This window comes from Peribacillus sp. FSL K6-1552, assembly GCF_038005205.1.
Taxonomy (GTDB): domain Bacteria; phylum Bacillota; class Bacilli; order Bacillales; family DSM-1321; genus Peribacillus; species Peribacillus butanolivorans.
This window is the reverse complement of sequence record NZ_JBBOST010000001.1, coordinates 805,988-827,472: the sequence shown is the minus strand read 5'-3', so window position 1 is coordinate 827,472 and position 21,485 is coordinate 805,988. Positions and strand designations below refer to the sequence as shown.

General features: G+C 35.5%; 21 protein-coding genes, 3 pseudogenes and 1 riboswitch. Of the genes and pseudogenes, 4 read left to right on the top strand and 20 right to left on the bottom strand.

The genetic code is table 11. The features are described from left to right. Positions 1-140: 140 nt before the first annotated feature. The 6 genes from NST21_RS03970 to NST21_RS28675 all read right to left on the bottom strand — a co-directional run bounded on the left by NST21_RS03970 (position 141) and on the right by NST21_RS28675 (position 4,861). Entirely contained in the window at positions 141-686 is a 546-nt protein-coding gene (locus tag NST21_RS03970; RefSeq protein WP_201222094.1) for a GNAT family N-acetyltransferase, read from the bottom strand. Positions 687-1,225: 539 nt separating this feature from the next. Beyond that, the gene (locus NST21_RS03965; RefSeq protein ID WP_053344548.1) at positions 1,226-2,023 is read right to left on the bottom strand and encodes a fumarylacetoacetate hydrolase family protein; all 798 of its coding nucleotides are present in this window, start codon (positions 2,021-2,023) and stop codon (positions 1,226-1,228) included. A 633-nt stretch (positions 2,024-2,656) separates the two neighbouring features. Next, positions 2,657-3,070 carry a hypothetical protein gene (locus NST21_RS03960; protein WP_340887830.1) on the bottom strand — a complete coding sequence of 138 codons (414 nt, stop codon included), beginning with the start codon at positions 3,068-3,070 and terminating at the stop codon, positions 2,657-2,659. A gap of 299 nt (positions 3,071-3,369) precedes the next feature. Further along, positions 3,370-3,894, bottom strand: coding sequence for a DUF2812 domain-containing protein (locus tag NST21_RS03955; protein ID WP_340887829.1), 525 nt, complete (start codon positions 3,892-3,894; stop codon positions 3,370-3,372). Between the two features lies 1 nt (position 3,895). Continuing rightward, positions 3,896-4,210 carry a PadR family transcriptional regulator gene (locus NST21_RS03950; RefSeq protein ID WP_340887828.1) on the bottom strand — a complete coding sequence of 105 codons (315 nt, stop codon included), beginning with the start codon at positions 4,208-4,210 and terminating at the stop codon, positions 3,896-3,898. 387 nt (positions 4,211-4,597) lie between these two features. After that, positions 4,598-4,861, bottom strand: coding sequence for a DUF3021 family protein (locus NST21_RS28675; protein WP_445670586.1), 264 nt, complete (start codon positions 4,859-4,861; stop codon positions 4,598-4,600). Between NST21_RS28675 and NST21_RS03945 the strand changes: the two are divergent. Then, positions 4,768-5,004, top strand: a pseudogene (locus tag NST21_RS03945) (LytTR family DNA-binding domain-containing protein); the annotation flags it as partial. The gene NST21_RS28675 and the pseudogene NST21_RS03945 sit on opposite strands and share 94 nt — an antisense overlap. Further along, positions 4,983-5,414 carry a DUF3021 domain-containing protein gene (locus NST21_RS28670; protein ID WP_445670472.1) on the top strand — a complete coding sequence of 144 codons (432 nt, stop codon included), beginning with the start codon at positions 4,983-4,985 and terminating at the stop codon, positions 5,412-5,414. The pseudogene NST21_RS03945 and the gene NST21_RS28670, both read left to right, overlap by 22 nt. Before the next feature lie 452 nt (positions 5,415-5,866). Here the strand turns inward: NST21_RS28670 and NST21_RS03935 are convergent. Beyond that, a pseudogene (locus tag NST21_RS03935) lies at positions 5,867-6,151 on the bottom strand (PaaI family thioesterase); the annotation flags it as partial. Positions 6,152-6,784: 633 nt separating this feature from the next. On the opposite strand from NST21_RS03935, the gene NST21_RS03930 reads away from it, so the two are divergent. Beyond that, positions 6,785-7,207: a carboxymuconolactone decarboxylase family protein gene (locus NST21_RS03930; protein WP_340887822.1), complete on the top strand. Its 423-nt coding sequence runs from the start codon at positions 6,785-6,787 to the stop codon at positions 7,205-7,207. Between the two features lie 177 nt (positions 7,208-7,384). Here NST21_RS03930 and NST21_RS28665 read toward each other — a convergent pair whose 3' ends face one another. From NST21_RS28665 to NST21_RS03885, 10 genes are all read right to left on the bottom strand, one after another. Then, positions 7,385-7,597: a transposase gene (locus tag NST21_RS28665; protein WP_445670585.1), complete on the bottom strand. Its 213-nt coding sequence runs from the start codon at positions 7,595-7,597 to the stop codon at positions 7,385-7,387. 328 nt (positions 7,598-7,925) lie between these two features. Further along, positions 7,926-9,716 carry a hypothetical protein gene (locus NST21_RS03925; protein WP_340887820.1) on the bottom strand — a complete coding sequence of 597 codons (1,791 nt, stop codon included), beginning with the start codon at positions 9,714-9,716 and terminating at the stop codon, positions 7,926-7,928. A gap of 37 nt (positions 9,717-9,753) precedes the next feature. Beyond that, positions 9,754-10,077, bottom strand: coding sequence for a hypothetical protein (locus NST21_RS03920; RefSeq protein ID WP_340887818.1), 324 nt, complete (start codon positions 10,075-10,077; stop codon positions 9,754-9,756). A 20-nt stretch (positions 10,078-10,097) separates the two neighbouring features. Continuing rightward, positions 10,098-11,282 (bottom strand): glycosyltransferase family 4 protein, encoded by a 1,185-nt coding sequence (locus tag NST21_RS03915; RefSeq protein WP_340887816.1) that lies wholly within the window; start codon positions 11,280-11,282, stop codon positions 10,098-10,100. Positions 11,283-11,779: 497 nt separating this feature from the next. Then, positions 11,780-12,808 carry an FUSC family protein gene (locus NST21_RS03910; protein WP_340887813.1) on the bottom strand — a complete coding sequence of 343 codons (1,029 nt, stop codon included), beginning with the start codon at positions 12,806-12,808 and terminating at the stop codon, positions 11,780-11,782. Positions 12,809-13,214: 406 nt separating this feature from the next. Beyond that, complete coding sequence (gene tnpB / locus NST21_RS03905) at positions 13,215-14,420, bottom strand: IS200/IS605 family element RNA-guided endonuclease TnpB (protein ID WP_340887812.1); 1,206 nt, start codon at positions 14,418-14,420, stop codon at positions 13,215-13,217. 224 nt (positions 14,421-14,644) lie between these two features. Next, positions 14,645-15,217: a YdhK family protein gene (locus NST21_RS03900; RefSeq protein ID WP_340887811.1), complete on the bottom strand. Its 573-nt coding sequence runs from the start codon at positions 15,215-15,217 to the stop codon at positions 14,645-14,647. Positions 15,218-15,608: 391 nt separating this feature from the next. After that, positions 15,609-16,235 (bottom strand): hypothetical protein, encoded by a 627-nt coding sequence (locus tag NST21_RS03895; RefSeq protein WP_340887810.1) that lies wholly within the window; start codon positions 16,233-16,235, stop codon positions 15,609-15,611. A gap of 75 nt (positions 16,236-16,310) precedes the next feature. Beyond that, a complete protein-coding gene (locus tag NST21_RS03890) occupies positions 16,311-16,547 on the bottom strand; it encodes a hypothetical protein (protein WP_053344532.1) in 237 nt (78 codons plus the stop codon). A gap of 225 nt (positions 16,548-16,772) precedes the next feature. Continuing rightward, on the bottom strand, positions 16,773-17,540 hold the full coding sequence (locus tag NST21_RS03885; protein ID WP_340887808.1) for an arylamine N-acetyltransferase family protein: 768 nt from the start codon (positions 17,538-17,540) through the stop codon (positions 16,773-16,775). 392 nt (positions 17,541-17,932) lie between these two features. On the opposite strand from NST21_RS03885, the pseudogene NST21_RS03880 reads away from it, so the two are divergent. Then, positions 17,933-18,061, top strand: a pseudogene (locus NST21_RS03880) (carboxymuconolactone decarboxylase family protein); the annotation flags it as partial. A gap of 118 nt (positions 18,062-18,179) precedes the next feature. Here the strand turns inward: NST21_RS03880 and NST21_RS03875 are convergent. The 3 genes from NST21_RS03875 to thiC all read right to left on the bottom strand — a co-directional run bounded on the left by NST21_RS03875 (position 18,180) and on the right by thiC (position 21,176). Then, complete coding sequence (locus NST21_RS03875) at positions 18,180-18,809, bottom strand: spore coat protein (RefSeq protein WP_056527353.1); 630 nt, start codon at positions 18,807-18,809, stop codon at positions 18,180-18,182. 392 nt (positions 18,810-19,201) lie between these two features. After that, the gene (locus NST21_RS03870; protein WP_157443975.1) at positions 19,202-19,372 is read right to left on the bottom strand and encodes a hypothetical protein; all 171 of its coding nucleotides are present in this window, start codon (positions 19,370-19,372) and stop codon (positions 19,202-19,204) included. Positions 19,373-19,394: 22 nt separating this feature from the next. Beyond that, on the bottom strand, positions 19,395-21,176 hold the full coding sequence (gene thiC / locus NST21_RS03865; RefSeq protein WP_056527356.1) for a phosphomethylpyrimidine synthase ThiC: 1,782 nt from the start codon (positions 21,174-21,176) through the stop codon (positions 19,395-19,397). A 133-nt stretch (positions 21,177-21,309) separates the two neighbouring features. Continuing rightward, a riboswitch (TPP riboswitch) is annotated at positions 21,310-21,426 on the bottom strand. Positions 21,427-21,485: the final 59 nt, after the last annotated feature.

Sequence of the window (21,485 nt, the reverse complement as noted above, 5' to 3'; positions counted from 1 at the left end):
AAAGTTACAATAAACTTATTTAATTCTGTGGCCTTAAACACGCAATTTGGACGCTCTCTATAACAAAGGCGCCTGATTGTGGAAGATCATTTATGCTGTCTAACTGAATAAAAGCATACAACGAACGAGTGCAAAATATCCTATTTTAATAAATCATTGACCTTGATTCTCCAAACCATATGATCATACCCTTCATCCCAATAATCCTTTAACAAATAATCAGGATCTCCAAATTTCTTTTTCCAGATTTTTTGTGCACGAATATATCCACTATCTAAACAAAATTCTTCTATGCCCCTATGCTGCAAAGTATGATACATTGTCTTCAATAGTAAATTACCTACCCCATTCCTCTGGTAGTCAGGATGAACAAATACTGTACCTACCTCAATTAGCTTATTTAAAGCATTTTTTGTACAATTGCATATCAGCTCGCTTGAAGGACCGTATTCGATTGAACCAATAATTTTATCATCATCTAAAGCAATCAAGAAATATCGTTTTTCCCCATTGCTTTCAAGATCACTTTCTAAGTATTTTTTCTTAGCTTCGATTTCATCTTCTATATCATCCAACTTCTCTCCGATACCTTCTTTAGTAAACGTGTCTGTAATCACTACCCTAAAAAAATGATTTAACTCTTTAATGTTCTCAGTTCTTGGCCTTCTAATCTCAACATTAAGCACTCCGAACCCCTCCCTCTCAGCTCTTAAATTCAATAAAGCTTTCAATAATCCTTTTTGAAGTATCTGCTTCTTTAGTTTAAGTGAAAACCTACAAAATTTTCATACCATATTTCTGTAGCTTTGAAACAAAGTTTGATCAAATTAATACAAGAAACCTTAATATGAATAAATAGAAAGGGCATGTTTTGAAAAAAGATTAATCAAAACATGCCCTTATACTATTTAATTGGAATATTCTTTTATAAAAAAGATTGATCATTTTTGTGTTCCTTAATGAACTAATGCACCCGTTAGTTCATTAAGAAATGATTCAATACTCAACTATATTTAGCCATTGACCATCAGGTTTATCATTTATCTCAAATATATTTACACCAAGCTCTTTTAATACTGCCGTTTCTCTAGCAGCACCACATGCGAATGCAAGTACAAAGAAACTCTTCTTTCTTTTTATTGCGATGTCCCCTGTAACATTTTAAAAAATCGGCTCATCTATTTATGAACATTTTCATATTTGGCATTAAGAATACTGGCAAACCCTACTGAACCTCATTACATAACCGACCGATATTCTCTACTTCAACAACGACCTCATCCCCTGACTTGATCGGGCAGCTGCCAGATGGTGAACCCGTGGCCAAAATGTCACCTGGCTCAAGTGTCATTACCTGCGAAAGCCAGCTGATTAGATACGGAATGCTTAGAGACATTTCATTGGTATTCCCGTCTTGGACAACGCGGCCGTTTAAAGTGGTCACAATCCGCAAATTTGTAGGATCTACCCCGGTAACGATGCACGGCCCCAAAGGTCCGAACGTATCAAATCCTTTGCCCCTCGTAAACTGTGGATCTTTTTTTGTAAGATCTCTTGCTGTGACGTCATTAAATATCGTGCAACCAAACACATAATCAAGCGCATCTTCTTCTTTAATGTTTTTTCCGCGCTTTCCAATCACCAAGGCTACTTCCCCTTCAAGTTCTACTTGGTTGGATAGATCGTTTGGAGGAAGGATAATTTTCTCCTTGTCTGGAATAAGCGCAGATAATGGCTTTAAAAATAGAAATGGTTCTACAAGGTTTGCCTCTCCCCCTGTTTCCTTCGCATGACCTGCATATGTCCAGCCGAAATTAACCACTTTAGAAGGTTTTACAGGTTCCAAAATTTTAACGTCACTATATTTCAGCTCTACCCCGTCATACTTTATTTCCTTGTTGACAAGTTCAGCAAAACTGCTAGACAGTTGTAATATCATCTCATCCTCAACAATACCGTAATGTATTTTGCCCTGTTGATTCTGATAGCGAACTATTTTTTGTGTTTTTTGTAGCACATTCATGATGAATAAACTCCTTTGATAAGTAAGGTATACTACCTCAGATAATATAAAATTCGGGTCTCCACATAATCGCAAACGAAGACTTCCAACTTCATTATAACCGATAAGCCCATTGAAAATGAAGTTAGTGGTAATATCGAAGTCGCTCTAGACATAATAGTAGGGAAATGGAAGCCTGTAAGTAACACCTCAATGACATTTGGAACATAATTAAACGCTTCTTCGGGAGACATTCCTTTAGTAATTGATTCGAACGAATTACAGGATAATCTCCTACTTCGTAAGTTTTAGGAATTAATATTTTTAATGCTTTAACTACTTCTTATCCCTTATTGATATTTCTACTAACTCATTTAACTCTGGGCATTCTTTGAGTGCATACACTCCAACTGAATTTAAAGTAAATAGAGATATAATCAAATTCAGTACAATAAGTTTTTTTATATAAAAACACACATCTTTTCTAATCTTTCCTAATTAGAAAAAATTTATCAATCCTTCTTCAACTATTCTGCCCCGATAGAGGCATAAAGAAAAAGATGCCTTAAAGACAGCTCTGATCTTCAGCTAACGCACCCGTTCATTAAGACTTATTGTAGAATGGACACAAACTGTGAAATTATGAAATCTAATTTAATCTGCAACATATATAGTTAGCTCATTCAATTCTTTGTCATTAATATACCGATGTTTGTATGAAATCACACTATATTTAGTATATTTTTCTCCTGGTATACGAATAGTCATTTGAATTAACTTAAAAGGCGGGTTGATGGGTCCCTCATATCCAATTACATGTAATGACACTTCATATGTATCATTTTGAATATCTCTTGAAATTTTTTCAATTCTATTAAATGTGAATAATTGACTATCACCGTGTTTTTCCATAACTTCAAGAATGGTTCCACCAAGATATCTTAGAAAAGCTAATTCCATAATGGAAGGTGGCTTGTTTTGAGGAATTGTTTCAATTGTGTTTTTTGCTTCAGTAGCACTACTAGACGAAATGAAAAAGATAAGAAAGAGTATGGCTATTTTTTTCATTATTAAGTCTCCTTGTAGATTATTATCTTATTTTTTACAAGAAGTTAGGTTTTATCCATAAAATTCTTTATTGCACAGTTCGAATACACTACTGTTGGCTTAAAATAAAGTTCGATTAAAAAGTTGCTGAAAACATTCATTTCATCATGAAAAGAATCCCCTACGTTTTGAACAAAGATTGATCAAAATGTAAGGGATTTAACTCTCGAAAATGTTATAAAAAAGATTGATAATTTTGGTAAGCGAATAAGTTATAATAACCACCATTTCTTTATAAACTCACAAATTCACTTTCTATATTATTTTGTTCGAAACGAATGGTAGTAGGTCGCCATTAATGTCATTAACATTGGAATAGTAATGACAAGTGATAATAAAAAAAGTTTTGAAAATATTGTACTTAATAATCCTGAACTTACTGAAAAAACTATATAGCTTACAATGAGCATAGCCATACTGATGGCAACTGCTAATATAACTGGTTTTCTAAGGTTTTTTATCTTTTCCTGTTTTGTTTCTTTATCTGTATAAATTGGCTTTGTATCAGGTCTCGCTTTAAATAGGTGCATATTATAACTTGAACAAATATACTCCCAACCTGCCAATTCAAACATTTCAATATATTCTTCTAGTTCATTTTCTGCTAATTCTCTTACATCAAGACTAAAAATAACATCTTCAGCAACACCCTTTTCTAATTCATATCCCATTTTTTTAAAGCGTTTCACAATCCATCCTTTTGCAGCATACTTTCTTAGTATTTTTAAATCTTTTTTTTCTGAAAAAGCAATCCCGTTTGAAACTATAAATTTTGTTTCCCCCACTTTAGTTCTCCCCTTTTAATCCATTTTCAGCGAAATCAAGCATCGTTTTACGTCTCAAAATATCTTGTTCCAACACATTTCTGCCTTTATTTGTCAATATATATACTTTTCTACGTGAATCTGAATCATCAAATAGCTCAATATAGGATTCGGTTATTAACTTTTTAATAATTGTGTATAGCGATGCAGGTCCAATTACTACTTGCCCATTCGTTAATTCTTCAATCAAACTCATCACCGCATAGCCATGTCTTGGTTTTGTAAATCCTGCCATAATATAAAATACAGAATCGGTTAACTGTTCTAATGATTTCATTTTCACCCTACCTTTTTATATCACTTTGTGATATATCTAAAAATAATATATCATAAAGTGATACAATTAACAATAAAAATATAGAATAAATATCCATTTCCATTCATATTTAAAGGAAGTTCTTATCAAACTATTTTCTTTGTGGGGATAGCTCTAGGAAAAGGCTAAATAAATTAATAGGAAATGAGGGGGCCTTTCAGACAATTTATCAGGTAGCGATTGATCCACTATTTACGAAAAGTATTTGTCCTGATATGTAAGAAGAATCATCAGAAGCCAGCAGCCAATAAACAAAGAGCTGCTAAAAAAGCAACCTCAATCAGGTAAAAACATTATTACTGAAACTACTTATCTCTCTTACCTTAAAAAATTACTGTCCATCCTCTCTCAATTCCCTCTCTTATCTAACTCATCATTCAAAATTTTCACTTGGTAGCGGAAATAGAGATAGAAAATAATCCAGATGATCGCATAGAATGGTAGGAAAATACCAATTCCTGTTACTAACCCTTTTAAACTAAATGGAATCCATCCAACAAAGAAAGAAAGAAAGAAGAAAAGGGACTTTTGAAATGAAAGAAAGATTATATGAACTGGAAAAGGACCTTCCAGGTAATCAGTTCGTTCGATTATCCAAATCGGTGATCGCAAATCTAAATGAGTTAAGCAGATTTGAGGCATCTTTCAACGGAACTTTATGCGTTTATTTTAGGTCAGGGGAAAAAGAATATGTTTCTCGACACTATGTTCAAGGAATTAAGAAAGCATTTCAATGGAGAAGGAAGGGATTATGATGAAAACACTTTTGTTTCGTAGTTTTGTAGGGATTTGTTTTGGAGCACTCGTGATGGTATTGACGTGTTTTGGAGTAATAGGTTTTGGTGATGTGACCTCATTAGACAGTGGGATTTTCGTAAAAAATGCGATAGGCTGCCTATTATGTGGCTGGTTTTTCAGCACAGCAACTATATTATTTGAAATAGAGAAATGGAGTTTATTATCTCAGACTATTCTACATTTTTTGACTGTTAGCATACTATACTGTTTCGTCCGCACCATTATGGAATCTTGCTCTGTAAACAAACAGATTATTTCTTCTGCCCTGAAAACATGCTGCATATCTTCTTTCCTGCCAACAAAATATGGTCGTTTTCTCTCCTTCAAGCGCTCCATTAATTCTTGCACTTCCTCATTCCATTCATGATTTCGGATAAGTACCTCTATCGCTTGGACCTCCTCATCTATCTCTACCTGTATTTTCATCTTTGCGACCTCCCTTTGCTTATATTTTAAGTATATTGATAAACTGCAATTTCGCTTGTGATTTCCAGCCACATGTAACTAAATAGCTCTAACTTGCAAAAAATGCGCTGTCAGTTACATCGGTATTTTGGTACAAAAAGCGCAACCGCCTTGGAATCACCCACTTGGATGGACTTTCTCCATCAAGCTAAGGTGAATATGTATGTTAAAACATTCTGCCCTGCACTGTCTTTCATTCTTTGATTTTGAAGATACTTGCTAGGTGCACTAAATAACCGTCCAAATGCTTGGACGGTCACATACTCTTTTTCTTATAAAGCTTTTATTAGGCCTTACTTCTTCTCAACTGAAGGATCCGTTGTATTGATTACTTATGACTCATCATGCTAGGGATTATTCTTTGCTTGTAAAAGTGCTTGGCATCACCACTGCTACAACTTCTCCACGAGCACAAAGTGTTCCATTTGCAAATACTTCTGTATCAATTTTCCACTTCTTAGGATGAATCTCTTGTATCTTCCCAACCGCTATTAAGGGAACATCATTTGGAGTTGGCCTTACAAATTCCACTTTTAATGAAGCTGTTACAAACCGAGGAGGCTCTATTCCATCCCCAACTTCATGCCCATTTTTTCGATGCAATGCCAATGCAGCCGAACCTGTTCCATGAATGTCAATGTTGTTAAACCAATATACAATTATCTAGTTCAAGAACCAGCTGTTCAAACGAAGCGACATGTGCCCCGTTTGCGAATTCATTTCTAAACACGTTGTACATCGCTTCGGCCACGGTGTTATCATACGGACATACTTTTGCACACTAAGTGATAGTTGATTTCCAAATGTCTCTAGTGCATCTGAAATCAACTTGTTATCTTTGCCACGATCTATAAAACAAATATGATGTAAAATCCTTTTTATACTCGCATTGGCTTGACACAACAAGGGCCGCTGTAGCATTGAAATAAAGTTTGATTAAATTAACGTCATCTTAAAATGGACAACATACATAAAAAGTTTCAAGATGGTCAATTATAATAATCATTTCCCCTGCTCCTTTTCTCGATATATGACAAAAGCCCCTGTACGCTAGGTAGCGTTCAGGGGCTTTTAGTTGACCTCACCTACTTTATAGAAGTAGCCAAATACACCTGCAGTTCGTGAATTTATCCAGTATATTTCAGCTGAATTACCTTTTTAATCATGAAAAAAAGGAATTCATCGCATGATTTATATGTATTTTACGAATAAATAAAACTGCGTTATAGTTATTTCTGTCAAATACAAATGATTTTTCAGGAGGAAAATAACATGGAAAAAACTTGTTACCAACAAGGTGTAGATATTATAAAGGAGTATACTTTAACAGATAACAAGGAAATTGGAACACACATGAATATTGTAGACGAATTTAAAGAACTTGCACCTGATTTAGAGAGTTATATTGTTGAATTTGCTTTTGGAGATATTTATTCACGAGAGGGCTTAACTAATCATCAACGTACGATTGCCACAATCTCTTCTCTTGTAACTCTAGGTACGGAGCCGCAATTGGAATTGCATATCAACACAGGACTTACAATTGGATTAACTCCAAATGAAATTGTTGGAACTGTCATGCACTTGATTCCCTATACAGGCTTCCCGCGTGTCTTGAATGCTCTAAAGGTGGTAAAAAAAGTTTTTGCTCAAAGAAATGTAAAAATTAAGGATTTAGAAATGCAGCCAAATTAATAAAACCGCTAACACGCCTTAAACGACCACATGCTAAAGCAGGTGGATTTGGACATATATGTCGACGACTAAAGTCATCCCAAAGTCCTTAAGCATAATAAATTTTTTCGACATATTCAGTCTTCAATCCTGAATATGCCGTTCTTTTCTTCATTGACTTGATTAGCTATATGATTTCTAATTGTTTCTTCTGTCATCGTTCCTACTGTGGCTCAGAAATAGCCTCTTACCCATAAATGTTGTCCCCCAATACTTCTTTTTCAGCTCAGGGAATTGACCCTGCAGAATTCTTGAGGATTTTCCTTTTAGGTACTGCATGATTTTACTGGGTGCTAAACTTGACGAACAAGATAATAATAAGTGTATATGCTCTTTACCTACACCTACCAAATGTGGATGTAACGAATAAAGAAGAAATAGATCAAGTCTTACCTTGGTCAACGGATGTACCTTCCATATGCAAGGTACCTGTAAAAAGGGAAGCAAACAAAAAGCAGCCCCGAAAACACAATTTTCATCGTGTATTTAGGGCTACTTGACGTTTACATTGGAAAGGAGTCGGAGTCTGATTTTGACATTAATCTCTCAGGGAACAACATAGCTTTCTGAAATAACAGCAACAAGGAAGACGTTATTCTTTCACAATTTAATGATTTTCTATTTTGAGTCTTTCCATTGCATTGTCTACTTAATCAGCTTCAAAAAAACCTTCCCCTTCTTAAAAGTTAAGCCTTTTTCTTAAATCCCAATATTTAAATGTTATCTTACTCATTTTCGACTTCGAAAGTGAATCGTATTTACGTCCAAGTGCTAGGTTTTGTTTTTCTAGCTTAGTAATTTGTTTAAGTTGAACCTCGTTCAGTTTTTTTAATTTCTTTACTTCTTTAACAAATTCTTTGTTTTTCACTTTAACATCATTGTTTTTATTTTCTACAATTATCCGTTCTTTTTTTGAAATTTCCATGTCTTTTGGTTTTAATTTTGGAGTGCTATTGGTTTCAAATCCTATAGTTTTTAGATAAGGCAAATTATTTTGAAAGTTTTCCTCAAAGCTGCTATAACTTTTATGAATTTGAAGGAAGGTAAAACATCCTGCTTTTTCCGCTTGAATGATTTGACCAAACCCAGACAGCTTAACAAGTTTTTCTACTTTTTTCAATTCTTCTGGAATGCTTTTGAAAATATAGGTGAAAACTTCTTCAACATTTATATCTGCAGGCAATTTTTTTACCTGATGGGATGGTACATGCTTATTTAGTTCATCAAAGTCATCTTCATCAATATAATACGCATTTCCACTTTTATATAAATAATCAGTAATACGTCTACTCCATAATAGCCCTTGCAGTTTTTTTAATGCTTCCGAAAACAAAAACTGCCTGCTAACTTGATACATTCGTTTGGCTGCAAACTCATAAATATCCTTATTACATAAAGCTAATTTGACTGTGTCACGGAAATCCTTCTCTGTAACAGCATATAACGGGTAATCTTCCCCAAAAAGCTTTAAATGCATTTTGGTTGGATTCATTATTACAGCCTTCCTTAAAATTCCGTATTCCAATAACTTCGTAGACAGTTCCAGACTGCTGTCCATTTCCTCACTTCTCCAGGTTATCCCAATGTCACTGTTCACTATTAATTGTTGAGCATTCTCCCTCGTCAATGCCCCGTACCATGTAAGCCCTTCTGTATGTTCCAGGAGATATGTCGCTTCTTCCTTAAACTGAGAATCGCCTTTAACCCATTTGAATTTATCCCCTGCTATATCCAGTGAAAGATTCGGAATCTCACGCTTTAATTCTTTAAAAGCAGTAATGATAGGAATCGTCTTCCAATCAGGGTCAAATTTCCCGGTATATACAAGTTTGTGTTTTAACCGATCTTCCCCTCCTGCTGATTCAACGTTTGGTATCATCGGGGTAAGTAGGGAAACTTTGTTTTTTTCTTTATTCAAATTAAGAATCTCAATTACAAATTCGCACATCTCTTCTGTTTGACATAAGAAATAAGCACATTGATTGTATATATTTTTGATGCTCTCAAATTTTTCTTCATTAACATCCTGACCTATGTGAGTTAAGCCTGTAGCATAAACTAATGTATTCTTTATGATATGCTTATGCCTTGCTATTTTTTCAACAGTCTCAATGCTTCTTACAAATAGCCAATCATATTCCTTTTGACTCCAATAATGAGAAATGAGCATTTCAGCAATATCAAAATTAATGACACCTTTTTTTACCCATTCTTCATCGGTGGCATTAAAAAAAGGATCAACAAAAGGATTAAGAATCGTTATATTGTCAAATTTCTCAAGTGGCTGAATTAATATATCGCGTTTGACTGGGCTAGCTAAAAGTAAATCTACCTCGATGTTAGAATCTAACGCAATAGTCGAAGCTAGGGAAGATAAAAATACTGCAGATCCATCCATTGAATTCATGTCAATAAAGCCAAATAGAAGTACCTTCATTTTTCTGTTACGCACTAATTCATGTGAACTCAAAGTTTTCACTCCAATGACTGAAATGTGATATGAATTTCTATTTTTTTATATGTTCTTTCATAGATGATTTGAGTGCAAGGTATTTCAACGTGAATTTCCCTATATATGTAACCTTGAATTTGTGCTCTAATAACTTAAGTCTACGTATCTCTTTGTTTAGCTTAATGTTTTCTTGTTGGGCTAACTTACTTTTTTCTAATTCTTCTCGCAACCTATTATTTTCTTTTGTAACGTTCTCAATAATGTTTTGTTTTTCAGTGCTATTGTTCTCTATGAGCTCTAATGTCATGGACATCATGTCTTTCATTTGTAATTCTAGTTCCTCATACATAGTTTTCCAATATTCGTTTCGTTCGTCCATATTGAAAAAACTCCCCTCCATTAACCTTGGATAATCTCTAATTCTCTTTTAATAACAACATCTACGGCGCATTTATCTCGAATAGACTGCGATGCTTGTTTTGACACTCTTAAGAATACGTCCGAATTGTAATATAAGCGTTCTATTGCATCCGCAATTTCGATAGGAGACTCAGGTTTTGTAAGAAGGCCAGAAACATCGTGTTTAACGAACTCGGGGATTGCCGTGATATCTGTTGAAATCGGCACTAGCCCACTAGACATAGCCTCACACATTGAAACCCCTTGAGAGTCCAAACGGGTTGGACAAAGAAAAATTCCATACTCCTTATGCAATGCAGCGATTTGCTCTTGAGATATAAAACCTTTATGAATAGTTACATTCTCAAAATTACGGATTGGCTCAACTGTTTGATCGAACAACTTTCCATCACCATAAAAAGCAAATTCTAATTTATTGAAATATGGTCTCTTTGAAAGCTCTAGCACTGCTTTCACCGATAAATCATTGGCATATTTTCGAGAAGCGTACGGCCTTATTGAAAGGACTTTTGTCCGCATATCTACTGGCTTTTCTATAAAAGTAAACAGATTGTCATCTATTACATTGGGAATGATTACTGAATTTTTCGATTCTGCTCTCGCGTCACATTCCGCTATATGTTCTTTAAACCATTTGGAAATATGAACAAAAGTTGTATCCAATTCATTCGTTTGATAAAACCAATTCATAAAAGAAAGCTGTGCTACATAATAGTCGTCCGCCATTTCAAGAATCTTCCGTAAGCTTTCAGGGCTTTCAAGAAAATTAAACCATCTTCTATGCCAAGCCTCCGTTTCAAAACCATGTATCCACGTAATAATTGGTAAATCTGTGTTTGTTTCTTTTATCGCTTGTACCATTTTTGAATTAACAAAATGAATGAGCGCTTTTTTATGTACTTTATGATTTAAGAACATGCGTAGATGCTGTTCAGTTCCTCGATAAACAGGCACATCTTCATACGAATACTTTTCTGCTTTTTTATAGGCAGGATGTAAAACAAAGACATCGACCTTCAAACCCTCTGCCAAATAAGCCTTGACTCTTCGGTGGATAAACCCATTACGATATAATTGCTTTTCGTGTGGATAAGCATTCGTAATGATTACATATCTATCTTTATCGTTAAATGTAAGTTCATTTAGATTTATAGATTGCTCCATTTTTGTTCACTCCTACTTTTCAGCCATCTTCAATCAGCCTGCTACTCATCTGTAAATGAAAGATTTATAGAAGACCCTTATCCCAAGTCAATTCTACTTTTAAAACTGTGAATCGATTATAACAAACATGTATTACTGAATATTGACATCAATACGAGAAGTATGTAAATAAAAGTAAAGTTTTCATGAATTTTTATATGTTTTAGTAAAGAGAATAGGGATTCTAGAACATATTTTTAAAATTATTACAGAGATAGGATGATTACCAGTATTTACATGAAGAGTTGATGACAATGTTAACTAGCAAAAATAAAGAGAGAACGATTCATTTACCAGAATCGTCCTCTTACATTGAAACTATTGTATTTTTTGTGCACTGGAAAATTAAGGCGAAATATCAAAACTGTTAAGTGAAATAGTCAAACGATGATGAAGATCCTTTAATACTATGGTACAGTGAGCATCCTTTTCTCCTGATTATAATCAGATGACTCCCATTACCTTTTTGCCGTTTGGTACTGATCGATTAATCGACTTAATCGTCGCAATTGAAGGCTATATTCTACGATGGAAGAAGCAATAATCATTGTGCGTAATTTCTGTTCTTTATTTTGACTGTATATTTCGAGAGCACGCTCGAAAAATAATTGGCTTTTTTCCGCCATATCATTTTCAATATGATAATCTTCCCCTTTTATTTTCCCTTCGTATTTTAGCAACAAGTATTCATGACCTTTGATTAACTCTTCAAGATGATGGTCGAAGAGATGGTTTTCCTCATCATTCGTCTTACTCTGGAAATAATGTTCATCAATGTTTTCTACTACTTGTTCTGCCTGCTTGAGGGTCTTCAGCATTTGTTTAAATACTACGATTTCCCTAACATCCAGCTGGTTTAGTTTTACAAGATTCCCCCTTTCTTCATCAAAAATCTTATATTGTTCTTCTAGTTTTGGAATGTCTTTAATTAATTTTGCATAGTGTTCTTGAAAAGATTTTGCCTTCATCTCCTTGGAAAATGCCGTACGTAATAATAAAGAAAGATTGTTAAAAATCAATTGAACTTTATCAAGGTAATTTCGTTTATATTTTGGTGGGAAGATGGCAATATTTACGATCATTGCACACACAATGCCAACTAAAATGATTAAACAACGATTTAATATAAAGTGCAGACTTTCATTACCTGGAGCACTCATGATGGCTAATACCGTAACGAGTGTAAGCGGTATTGTGCTTTCCATTTTCAATTTCAAACATAGCGAAATTACCAATATCATGACAAGTCCAATCATAATTGGACTATCCCCCAAGAAATGAATCGAAAAAAGCGCAGTCAGTGCACCAATTACATTGGTAATGATTTGGTCAAACAAATGCCTCCATGTACGATAAATAGAAGGCTGTATCGTGAAAACAGCTGCCACCCCTGCAAACACTGCAGGCTGCAAATTTAAGATCGAGCAAATTAACAATGCCAATGTAACAGCAATTCCTGTTTTAAGGACACGCGGGCCTAGAGTCATGGATTTGTATCTCCCATTCTGTAATCTTTCTTAATAATCAACACAACAAATAAATAGGATCTCACAAAATTCACCACCAACAATTTCCTGTTTATGTATTACTAACTTTATAGCAACTGTAAGGGAAAAACCTGTCATTGTAAGATTAACTATGTAATATGGATTACAGTATCACAAAAACAAATGAACTTTAACTTTTATTTCTTAGATCTTCACAATAAAAATTCTGAAAGGAAAAATATAATAAAAAATGGCTCAAAAGCATAACAAGCACTTTGTCGACTAATAAGTGTGAGTGAAATCATAAACAGTCTAGAAAAGTTTGAACTACCCACCACTTATCGACCTTACGGTCTGATTGAAGTGGGGGATTCCTAAGAACATTAGCCTATCGGCCAATTTTTAATTAGGCTACTCCCGTAGTTCCTACGGTTAGAAGCCTTATGGCTTCATTCATTAGATTGAGTCCTGCGTTAATATCTCGATCGTGGTGAGTAGAACAAAAAGGACAATCCCATTCACGAAGATTCAGATGTTTAACGTCTTTATTTTGGTAACCGCAGCTAGAACACAATTGGCTAGAAGCAAACGTTTTAGATACGGTCACGATTTGTTTACCATACCATTTTGCTTTGTATTCCAACATTTTTTTGAATTGGTACCAAGATACTTCACTAATAGCTTTAGCTAGTTTGTGATTTTTCATCATATTCGACACTTGCAAGTCTTCCATTCCAATAACATCGTGGTTTTTGATGATTTCGGTAGAAACTTTATGTAAGTAATCCATTCGGGCATTTGAAATTTTTTCGTGTAGGATAGCCACTTTTCGTTTTTGTTTTTGATAGTTTTTGGCTTCAGCCAATGGTTTATTTTGATTCAAGGCTATTTCTTGTCGCCTTGAAAGAATCCGTTGTGCTTTGGCCAATTTCTTTTCGACCGTCCGGAAGAATTTTGGGTTTTGATAGACCGTACCATCTGAAAGAATAGCAAAGTTCTTCAAACCAACATCTACACCGCACGAACGATTCGTTTTAGGAAGTACTTGTACATTGGTTTCGGCTAAAACGGAAATGAAATATTTACCCGAAGGGTTCCGCCTGATTGTGGCATTGATGATTCGCCCTTCGACTTCGCGGCTTTTAGCAAAACGAACTAGACCGAGTTTTGGCAATTTGATTTTGTTTCCAACAATTCCAATATTCCCATTCGTATGTTTAGTCGTATAGGACTGGATAGGATTCTTTTTCGATTTGAAGCGTGGTGACTTGTTTTGCTTTTTATAATATCGACTATAGGAATCTGCTAAATTTTCCACCGATTTCTGTAAGGCAATACTGTCTACTTCTTTCAGGAAAGAATACTCTTTCTTTAAAGCTGGAAGTTCTTTGATTGTTGCGTATTTATTCAGAAAAGAACCTTTCCATTCATTAGAGGGTAATTGGCCGTTCTGCTTCATTTCTTCACAGATATACCAGTAGGCATCTTTCTCCTTTTGTTTGCCTAAAAAGAAGTTATAGACAAAACGGGAGCAGCCGATCGTTTTATTGATTAGAACTAGTTGTTCTTTAGTTGGATAGATTCGAAATTTATAAGCTTTGTTTACGACCATTGGTTTCACCCCCTTATAGTTATAATTAATAACCGAACGTATGTTTGTCAAAAGATTACTTTGGCTTATGCCAAACCGCCATTCATCTCCCCCTTATCGTTGGGCTCTCGCCCTTCACACGCTTGAGGAGGGAGTCTTCCGGCGGGAAATGATAAAAAAGGTTAACCAGTAAGAACTGGCTAACCTTTGATTTGAACGTAAAATTTTTTTCATTTGTTTCAACATTATTCAGCTGATGTTAATTCACTTTCTGTTACCCATTTATGGTTTTTAACTTCTTCTCCACCATTAGTCGGAGTGAAATCAACCATATACACAGTCGTTTCTTCGGCAAAATCAATTTCAGCGGTTGCACCATCCATCCCCTCCATATGGGATGCATCTACTGTAACCTCTGCTCCAGGTTCTAACGTTTTCTCGCCAGCATCTTTAAGCTCTTCGTGAATAACCCATTTATGATTTTCCACTTTGTCTCCACCATTTGAAGGAGTATACGAAATAGCATAAGCGGTAGTATCATAGGCACCAACAATTGTTGCTTTCGCACCCTTCATACTTTCCATGTGATCTGATTCTATAATCGCTTGACTTCCGACTTCATAGGTTGGACTTTCAGCTACTTTTAAACCTTTAGGAAAATCACCTGAACTAGAATGGTTCATGTCCATATTACTATGATCCTTGTCTTCCTTATTTTCTTTGCTTTCATCATTAGTGTTGGAGCATGCACCCAGTACTAAGAAAAGGGCTGCACATAATGATAAAATGATGGGCATTTTTATTCTTTTTTTCAGCATGTAATAAATCCTCCTTTAACATTTGAATACATCGTACCAATTAAATATGCAGAAATTGTGGAGTACGCTCAGGACAAAAAAATAGAGCCTTTCATACTGTTTTTTTCATTTAGTGGGTTTATTCCGGTTTATCTCCTGACCTATAAACAAATAAAAAGACGACTTTTCCAACTCTAGGTGGAAAAATCGTCTTTTATTGTTATCCTAACCTGCTACAATTGAAGACTTAATTGGATAAATTCTTCTACTCATTACATAAAGAACTTACCTTTACTCAGAATGCCTCTTCTGTTATATCTTCCCCTAAATGCTTTTTACTCAATCTTCAGGCAACGTGATTGTCTTGTCATGAAGTAAGGGTAAATCCCCCCCTTTTTTTACAATAAAGAAACTACTCGGAGGCTTTTGATTGTTCAATTTTCTTTATTATATGTGTAAGGTTCATAGAAGAATGTTCTTCAAAATCTCTACCAATAGACCTAAATAATCCTCTTGCTATACACCTTAAAATACTTTCGGCATGCTCGTCCACCATAAAAGACTTTTCAGGAAGACTTGATTCCACGTGAGCACCACCACTCTTTTGAGCAGACTCCTTAATAAAATCTAAGATTGTAATTTCCTGGAGAATGCCCCCTAAACTACTTTTATAGATTACTTGATTTCGCCAAATATTTAAATCAATCCTCGGCTTAGTGTAATCGAAAAGTTCTTCGGGTATTTCTGTATTGCCTTCTTTGCTTATTTCAATGAAATCTTTAACGGGATACAATTTCGGGTTAGGATTGATTTTCTTTATTAAGGAGTTATCAATGGTGACTTTTTCCCTCTTTATTCGTGTATATTTGTTCTCACATAGAATTAGCCTTAACTGCCCGGCAATAACATTATTAAATTCTTTTAAGTCGAAGAGTTCAACAAGCATTACGCTATATTCCAGAATTGTAATAGCCTCATCGAATTTCCGTTTAGTACCAGCGTTTGATCTAGTAAAAACTAATCGATTTTTCTTCTCCATTTTGAATCTCTCCCTTTTCACCTATTCAATTAAAACTATAACAAATGATAAAAAAAAACACCCGTATTGGGTGCTTTATTTATTAGGCCTAAACTTAATTTGCTCTAATTTACGTTTATCTTGGTCTCCTGCAAATTCGATACTAATTACATTAGCTAAGTTGATATGCTTCCCACCTGCTTGTAACCATGTCGCATTTTGAATTAATTGCAGATTCAGAATACTATTGGCTTCATCAGTATAGGGTTCATTCGTCTCTAACTCCTCTGTTTCCCCATTCACATAATAAAATTTGTATTTTGCATTACTCATTTTCATCAGCCTCTTCTCTTGTACTTAGTTCGACAAGGAAGGGTGATTGTCCTGCATTTAATGAGGATAACAAAATCAGATTGTCTCCTTCCTTCAAGGTCGTACACTAATGGTTTCCGCATTCAAGCACCCTAACAAATTCAATGTCTAAGTTAAGTAACATAAAAAGAGGCTGTCAAAGGTTTCTCGACAGCCTGAGGGAGGGCAACTTTCTTTCGTTATCTCTTATCTATCAAAATACTGTTTCATTATCTCTTTGAATCGTGTGCTATCTATTTCTTCTTTTGTCACTTTCCCGTCGTCCCACTGCGTAAAGGATGTATCGGTTAAAGTGATGTTCCCGCTATTTGTAAGTCGAGTGATTAAAGGATATTTGTTAAAAGGTGATTTTGGGTTTTCCCTGATGATAGTTTGAATCTCATTCAGTTCCACAACATTTTCTACGGTCTTTGAAGAATCGAAAGCATATCCAATTTTCCAATCGGGATCTTTATGTTTCAGCTTTAATTCAAAAATATAATCTCCATGTTCGTTACATTCCTTTTTAATTCGAAATTCACCATTTTGAGAAATAACGGTTTCTCCGTTAAACGGTACTGGTTTTAAAGGCAAATTCCCTCCAAATCCCGTATCGACTAAATAAGTTTGACCTTCATGATTTAATAGAATGGCGACATGGGTTCTACCTATGGTCATCCACCCTTGAGTGTAAATTACGCCGCGAACTAAGAAAACGTCAAAGTCATTTTCCACTAGGAAAAAATAAAGCGCCGTATTCAATTCATAACAAAGTCCCCCCTCGTTTCTCACGAGAACTTTGTTCATGATATTTTCTTTGTTGATGTCACTAAGATGAGATGCCATGATGGATAAGTTTTCAAAGGGAATTGTTTTCGCTGTCTTTTCAAGAATTTCATCTAATTTTTCAAAAGTCACTTTTTCATGTTCCAGCAGCCCTATTCTTTTTCGGAATAATGCGTTCAGTTCATTCATTACGATTTCCCCCCTTAAGTTAGACTCTGCAAAAAGGTATCTTAACTCTTTACATATTTCATTATACTTTGTCCATATTTTAGTCTTCAACTATTCTGGAGTGCCTTGCGGTCTATGGATGCTCTATACAAATGAGCTGTATGTGGCGATGCAACAGAATATCCTTATGTATATGTATTAGTACATCTACACGTGATCTAACGGGCTATTCATTCTCAATAACTCCATCGTTTTTGATTAATCATTTCTTGTTTAGTTCATACTAATTTTTGATGAAAGATTATTAGGGATGGCGCTGAATGGAATTTGGAATTTCAAGCTAATAATACTACAGAAACTCTCTTCACGATTGTAAAGCTGAATCGGTGTTTTTACGGATATGCCTTGATTAAGGATGTTCAGAACAAGAAATCCTGGAAGAAATCGGAGTGACGGCAGCATTTGGAGGAGGAGCAACTATAAACCAGGCTGTAACTCTTGTCCAAAATTGTGTTCAGGAAATAAATCAGATGAAACAATAATAAGGAAACAACACTGGTTAAAATTATTGAAGGGATAGGACTTACGGTGCTTAGTCCTATCCCTTAATAAATTGCTATAGTTATCTAACTGGTCGGAATAAATTTGTTAGTTTTTTAATTAATGGCTTACGTTGTTGTTTCCTTGTGCAGGTGAATATGAATTCAACATTTGTTGCATATCCTGCTGTGCAAGCTGTGGAACTTGGTAGTAATGATGTTTGTTCTGATATATCGAAATCTCATATGCCATTTCAATGCAGTTCGGAATAGAATCTGCAAATACGCGACGCACAACTGGGTTTGTAATTTCAAGTGCAGACATTGCTTTTAAAGAAGCAGCAGACTTCACTGCCCCAAGCATCAAGCCTGAAATGCATTCATCCGTAATTTCCGATATGGATTGCAAAGGTTTCTTTGGCTGAGTTGGTGTCAATCCATATATAAAATCGTTCCCTTGATTCATTTTGTAGCTCTGTGTTCGTTTGGATGGGTCTTGGCCAGATTGAAAGCACTCTAATGAAAGGTTATATTCATCTTGGATGAACTGATATTGACGATCCAGAATGTCCAGTAATTCTTGATCCTGTACATGCTGACGCAAAAGCATATAAGTGTTTAAAGTACCAATCGTTCCCGACAACACTTCATGTACATCAAATACTTCATGACCACCGTGATTCATTTGTGGGGGAATAGCACCCGTTTGCATGTTCTGGTGTACTTGACCTTGTTGATTTTGGTTTTGCATTTTATTTCCCTCCTCGTTTTATCAATGATGCGAACAAGTTTAGTATGTTAAAACCCAACAGGATTATTCAATATAAACTCTTCCATGAAAACTAATAAGCCACGCTCTTCATAATAATTGTATTGTTTTTTTTGACTAACATTATTACTAAGAAATGAAGGACATACTAGGATAAAGGAAAGTACCTGAGGTAACTTATACTTGTAAAAGGAAGAGGGAATATCTTGGGTATCTTTGGGAATTCAAAATCTAATTCGGTGCATACGAAAAATAAGGAAAAAGGATTGTTAGTCCCTCTTCCCCTTCATACTTAATAATCTTAAGGAACATTAAAGTAGCTCTTTAAATTTGCTGATTTTCTTCTTACTAGAATACCCAGGATCCAAAAATCTCTACCATTGCAGACTCTCAATTAAGTGGCACTTTGTGCATTCTTGTATATAATCATTTTTCACAAATTCATGATTACAATTTTCCCGAAAAATACTCAGCTCTTTTTTTAGCTGATCCAGCTGATTTTCCAACTGTTTCATTTCAACTTTAATCTGGATTACTCGATTCATCGAATTCTCCTTTTCGTCCACATTATTGATAGATTTTTCCGTCTGTGTTTCTAAATTCATTCGCTTTTTCTTTCAGGCCTTCATCGATTACAGACTCAAAACCAAGCCCTTTTTCTTTAGCTAAATCACGAATATCTTGTGAGATTCTCATGCTGCAGAATTTAGGACCGCACATTGAACAAAAGTGAGCTGTTTTGGCACCCTCAGCAGGTAGAGTTTCATCATGATATTCAACGGCTCTTTCTGGATCGAGCGATAGATTAAACTGATCTCTCCAACGAAATTCGAACCTTGCTTTTGAAAGGGCATCATCTCGTTTTTGAGCATTAGGATGGCCTTTTGCTAGGTCAGCAGCATGGGCTGCAATTTTATACGTAATAACCCCTATTCGAACATCCTCTTTATTTGGAAGTCCAAGGTGCTCTTTCGGTGTCACATAACAAAGCATCGCAGTTCCAAACCAGCCAATCATGGCAGCCCCAATCGCAGAAGTAATATGATCGTAGCCAGGAGCTATATCAGTTGTCAGGGGTCCCAGTGTATAGAATGGGGCTTCTTGACAGACTTCCAATTGCTTATCCATATTTTCTTTAATCAAATGCATTGGAACGTGACCGGGTCCCTCAACCATAACTTGTACATCATGTTTCCAAGCAATCTTTGTTAGTTCACCCAATGTTTCCAATTCCGCAAATTGCGCTTCATCGTTTGCATCTGCAATAGATCCCGGACGAAGCCCATCTCCTAATGAGAAAGATACATCATATGCTTTCATGATTTCACAGATTTCTTCAAAATGGGTATAGAGGAAGCTTTCTTCATGATGAGCCAGACACCATTGAGCCATAATAGATCCCCCCCGGGAAACAATTCCCGTCATCCGCTTTGCTGTTAATGGGATATATCGCAGAAGCACACCAGCATGTATGGTAAAGTAATCAACACCTTGCTCAGCCTGCTCAATTAAAGTATCCCGAAAAACCTCCCATGTTAAATTTTCAGCGACTCCATCTACTTTTTCAAGCGCTTGATAAATCGGTACTGTTCCAACAGGTACAGGCGAATTTCTAATAATCCATTCACGGGTTGTGTGTATATTTTTTCCGGTAGAGAGATCCATGATGTTATCGGCTCCCCAGCGAGTGGCCCAAGTCATTTTTTCTACTTCATTTTCGATGGATGAACTAACCGCTGAATTCCCAATATTCGCATTTATTTTCACATGAAAATTACGTCCGATAATCATCGGCTCACTTTCAGGATGGTTAATATTAGCCGGTATAATGGCCCGCCCGCTAGCTACTTCATCTCGTACAAACTCAGCGGAAACACTTTCTCTAATCGAAATAAACTCCATTTCTGGGGTAATGATACCTTTACGAGCATAATGGAGTTGGGTTATGTTTCTCCCCTTCTTTGCACGCAAAGGATTTCGTATCAATCCCGGAAAAACTTCTGCTTTGGAATGAGACTCAACTTTTTTATAACCATTATCTTCGGGTTTTATTTCACGCCCCACATACTCTTCAACGTCTTCCCGTTCAAGAACCCAGTTGCGTCTAATAGGGTCAAGACCTTTACGAATATCAATAGAATACTCAGAATCCGTATAGAAACCGCTAGTATCATAAACGCGTAGAGGTAAATTTTCCTCTTCACCAAATGCTCCTGTTGTGGGACTTAGTTTAATTTCACGCATAGGAACTTTTATATCAGGTCTAGACCCCTCTACATAAACTTTTTTACTTCCTGCAAAATTGGACATAATTGAAACGTTCATGTCATTTACTGAATTACTCATGATTTCATTTCTCCTTTTTAAGTTAGATTAAAAAGGACAAAATCCAATCCATTTTCGCACGAAAAAGCCAGGTCTCATATTTAAGACCCGGCTAAAGTTAGTATGACTACAGAAATGACCAAATTAAATGTCATTGAATAGTAGATTCTAACTTCCCCACGCTGGTATGAACCAGATCAGGTCCTGAGGGTTAAGAAGCTTTAACACGCTTCTCTCTCAGCCCAACTTTTATTGGACACCCCTAGTCTGAATAATATTAATTATTACAAGGTAACTATATACCATCCATTTTGGTTTGTAAATAAATTCAAA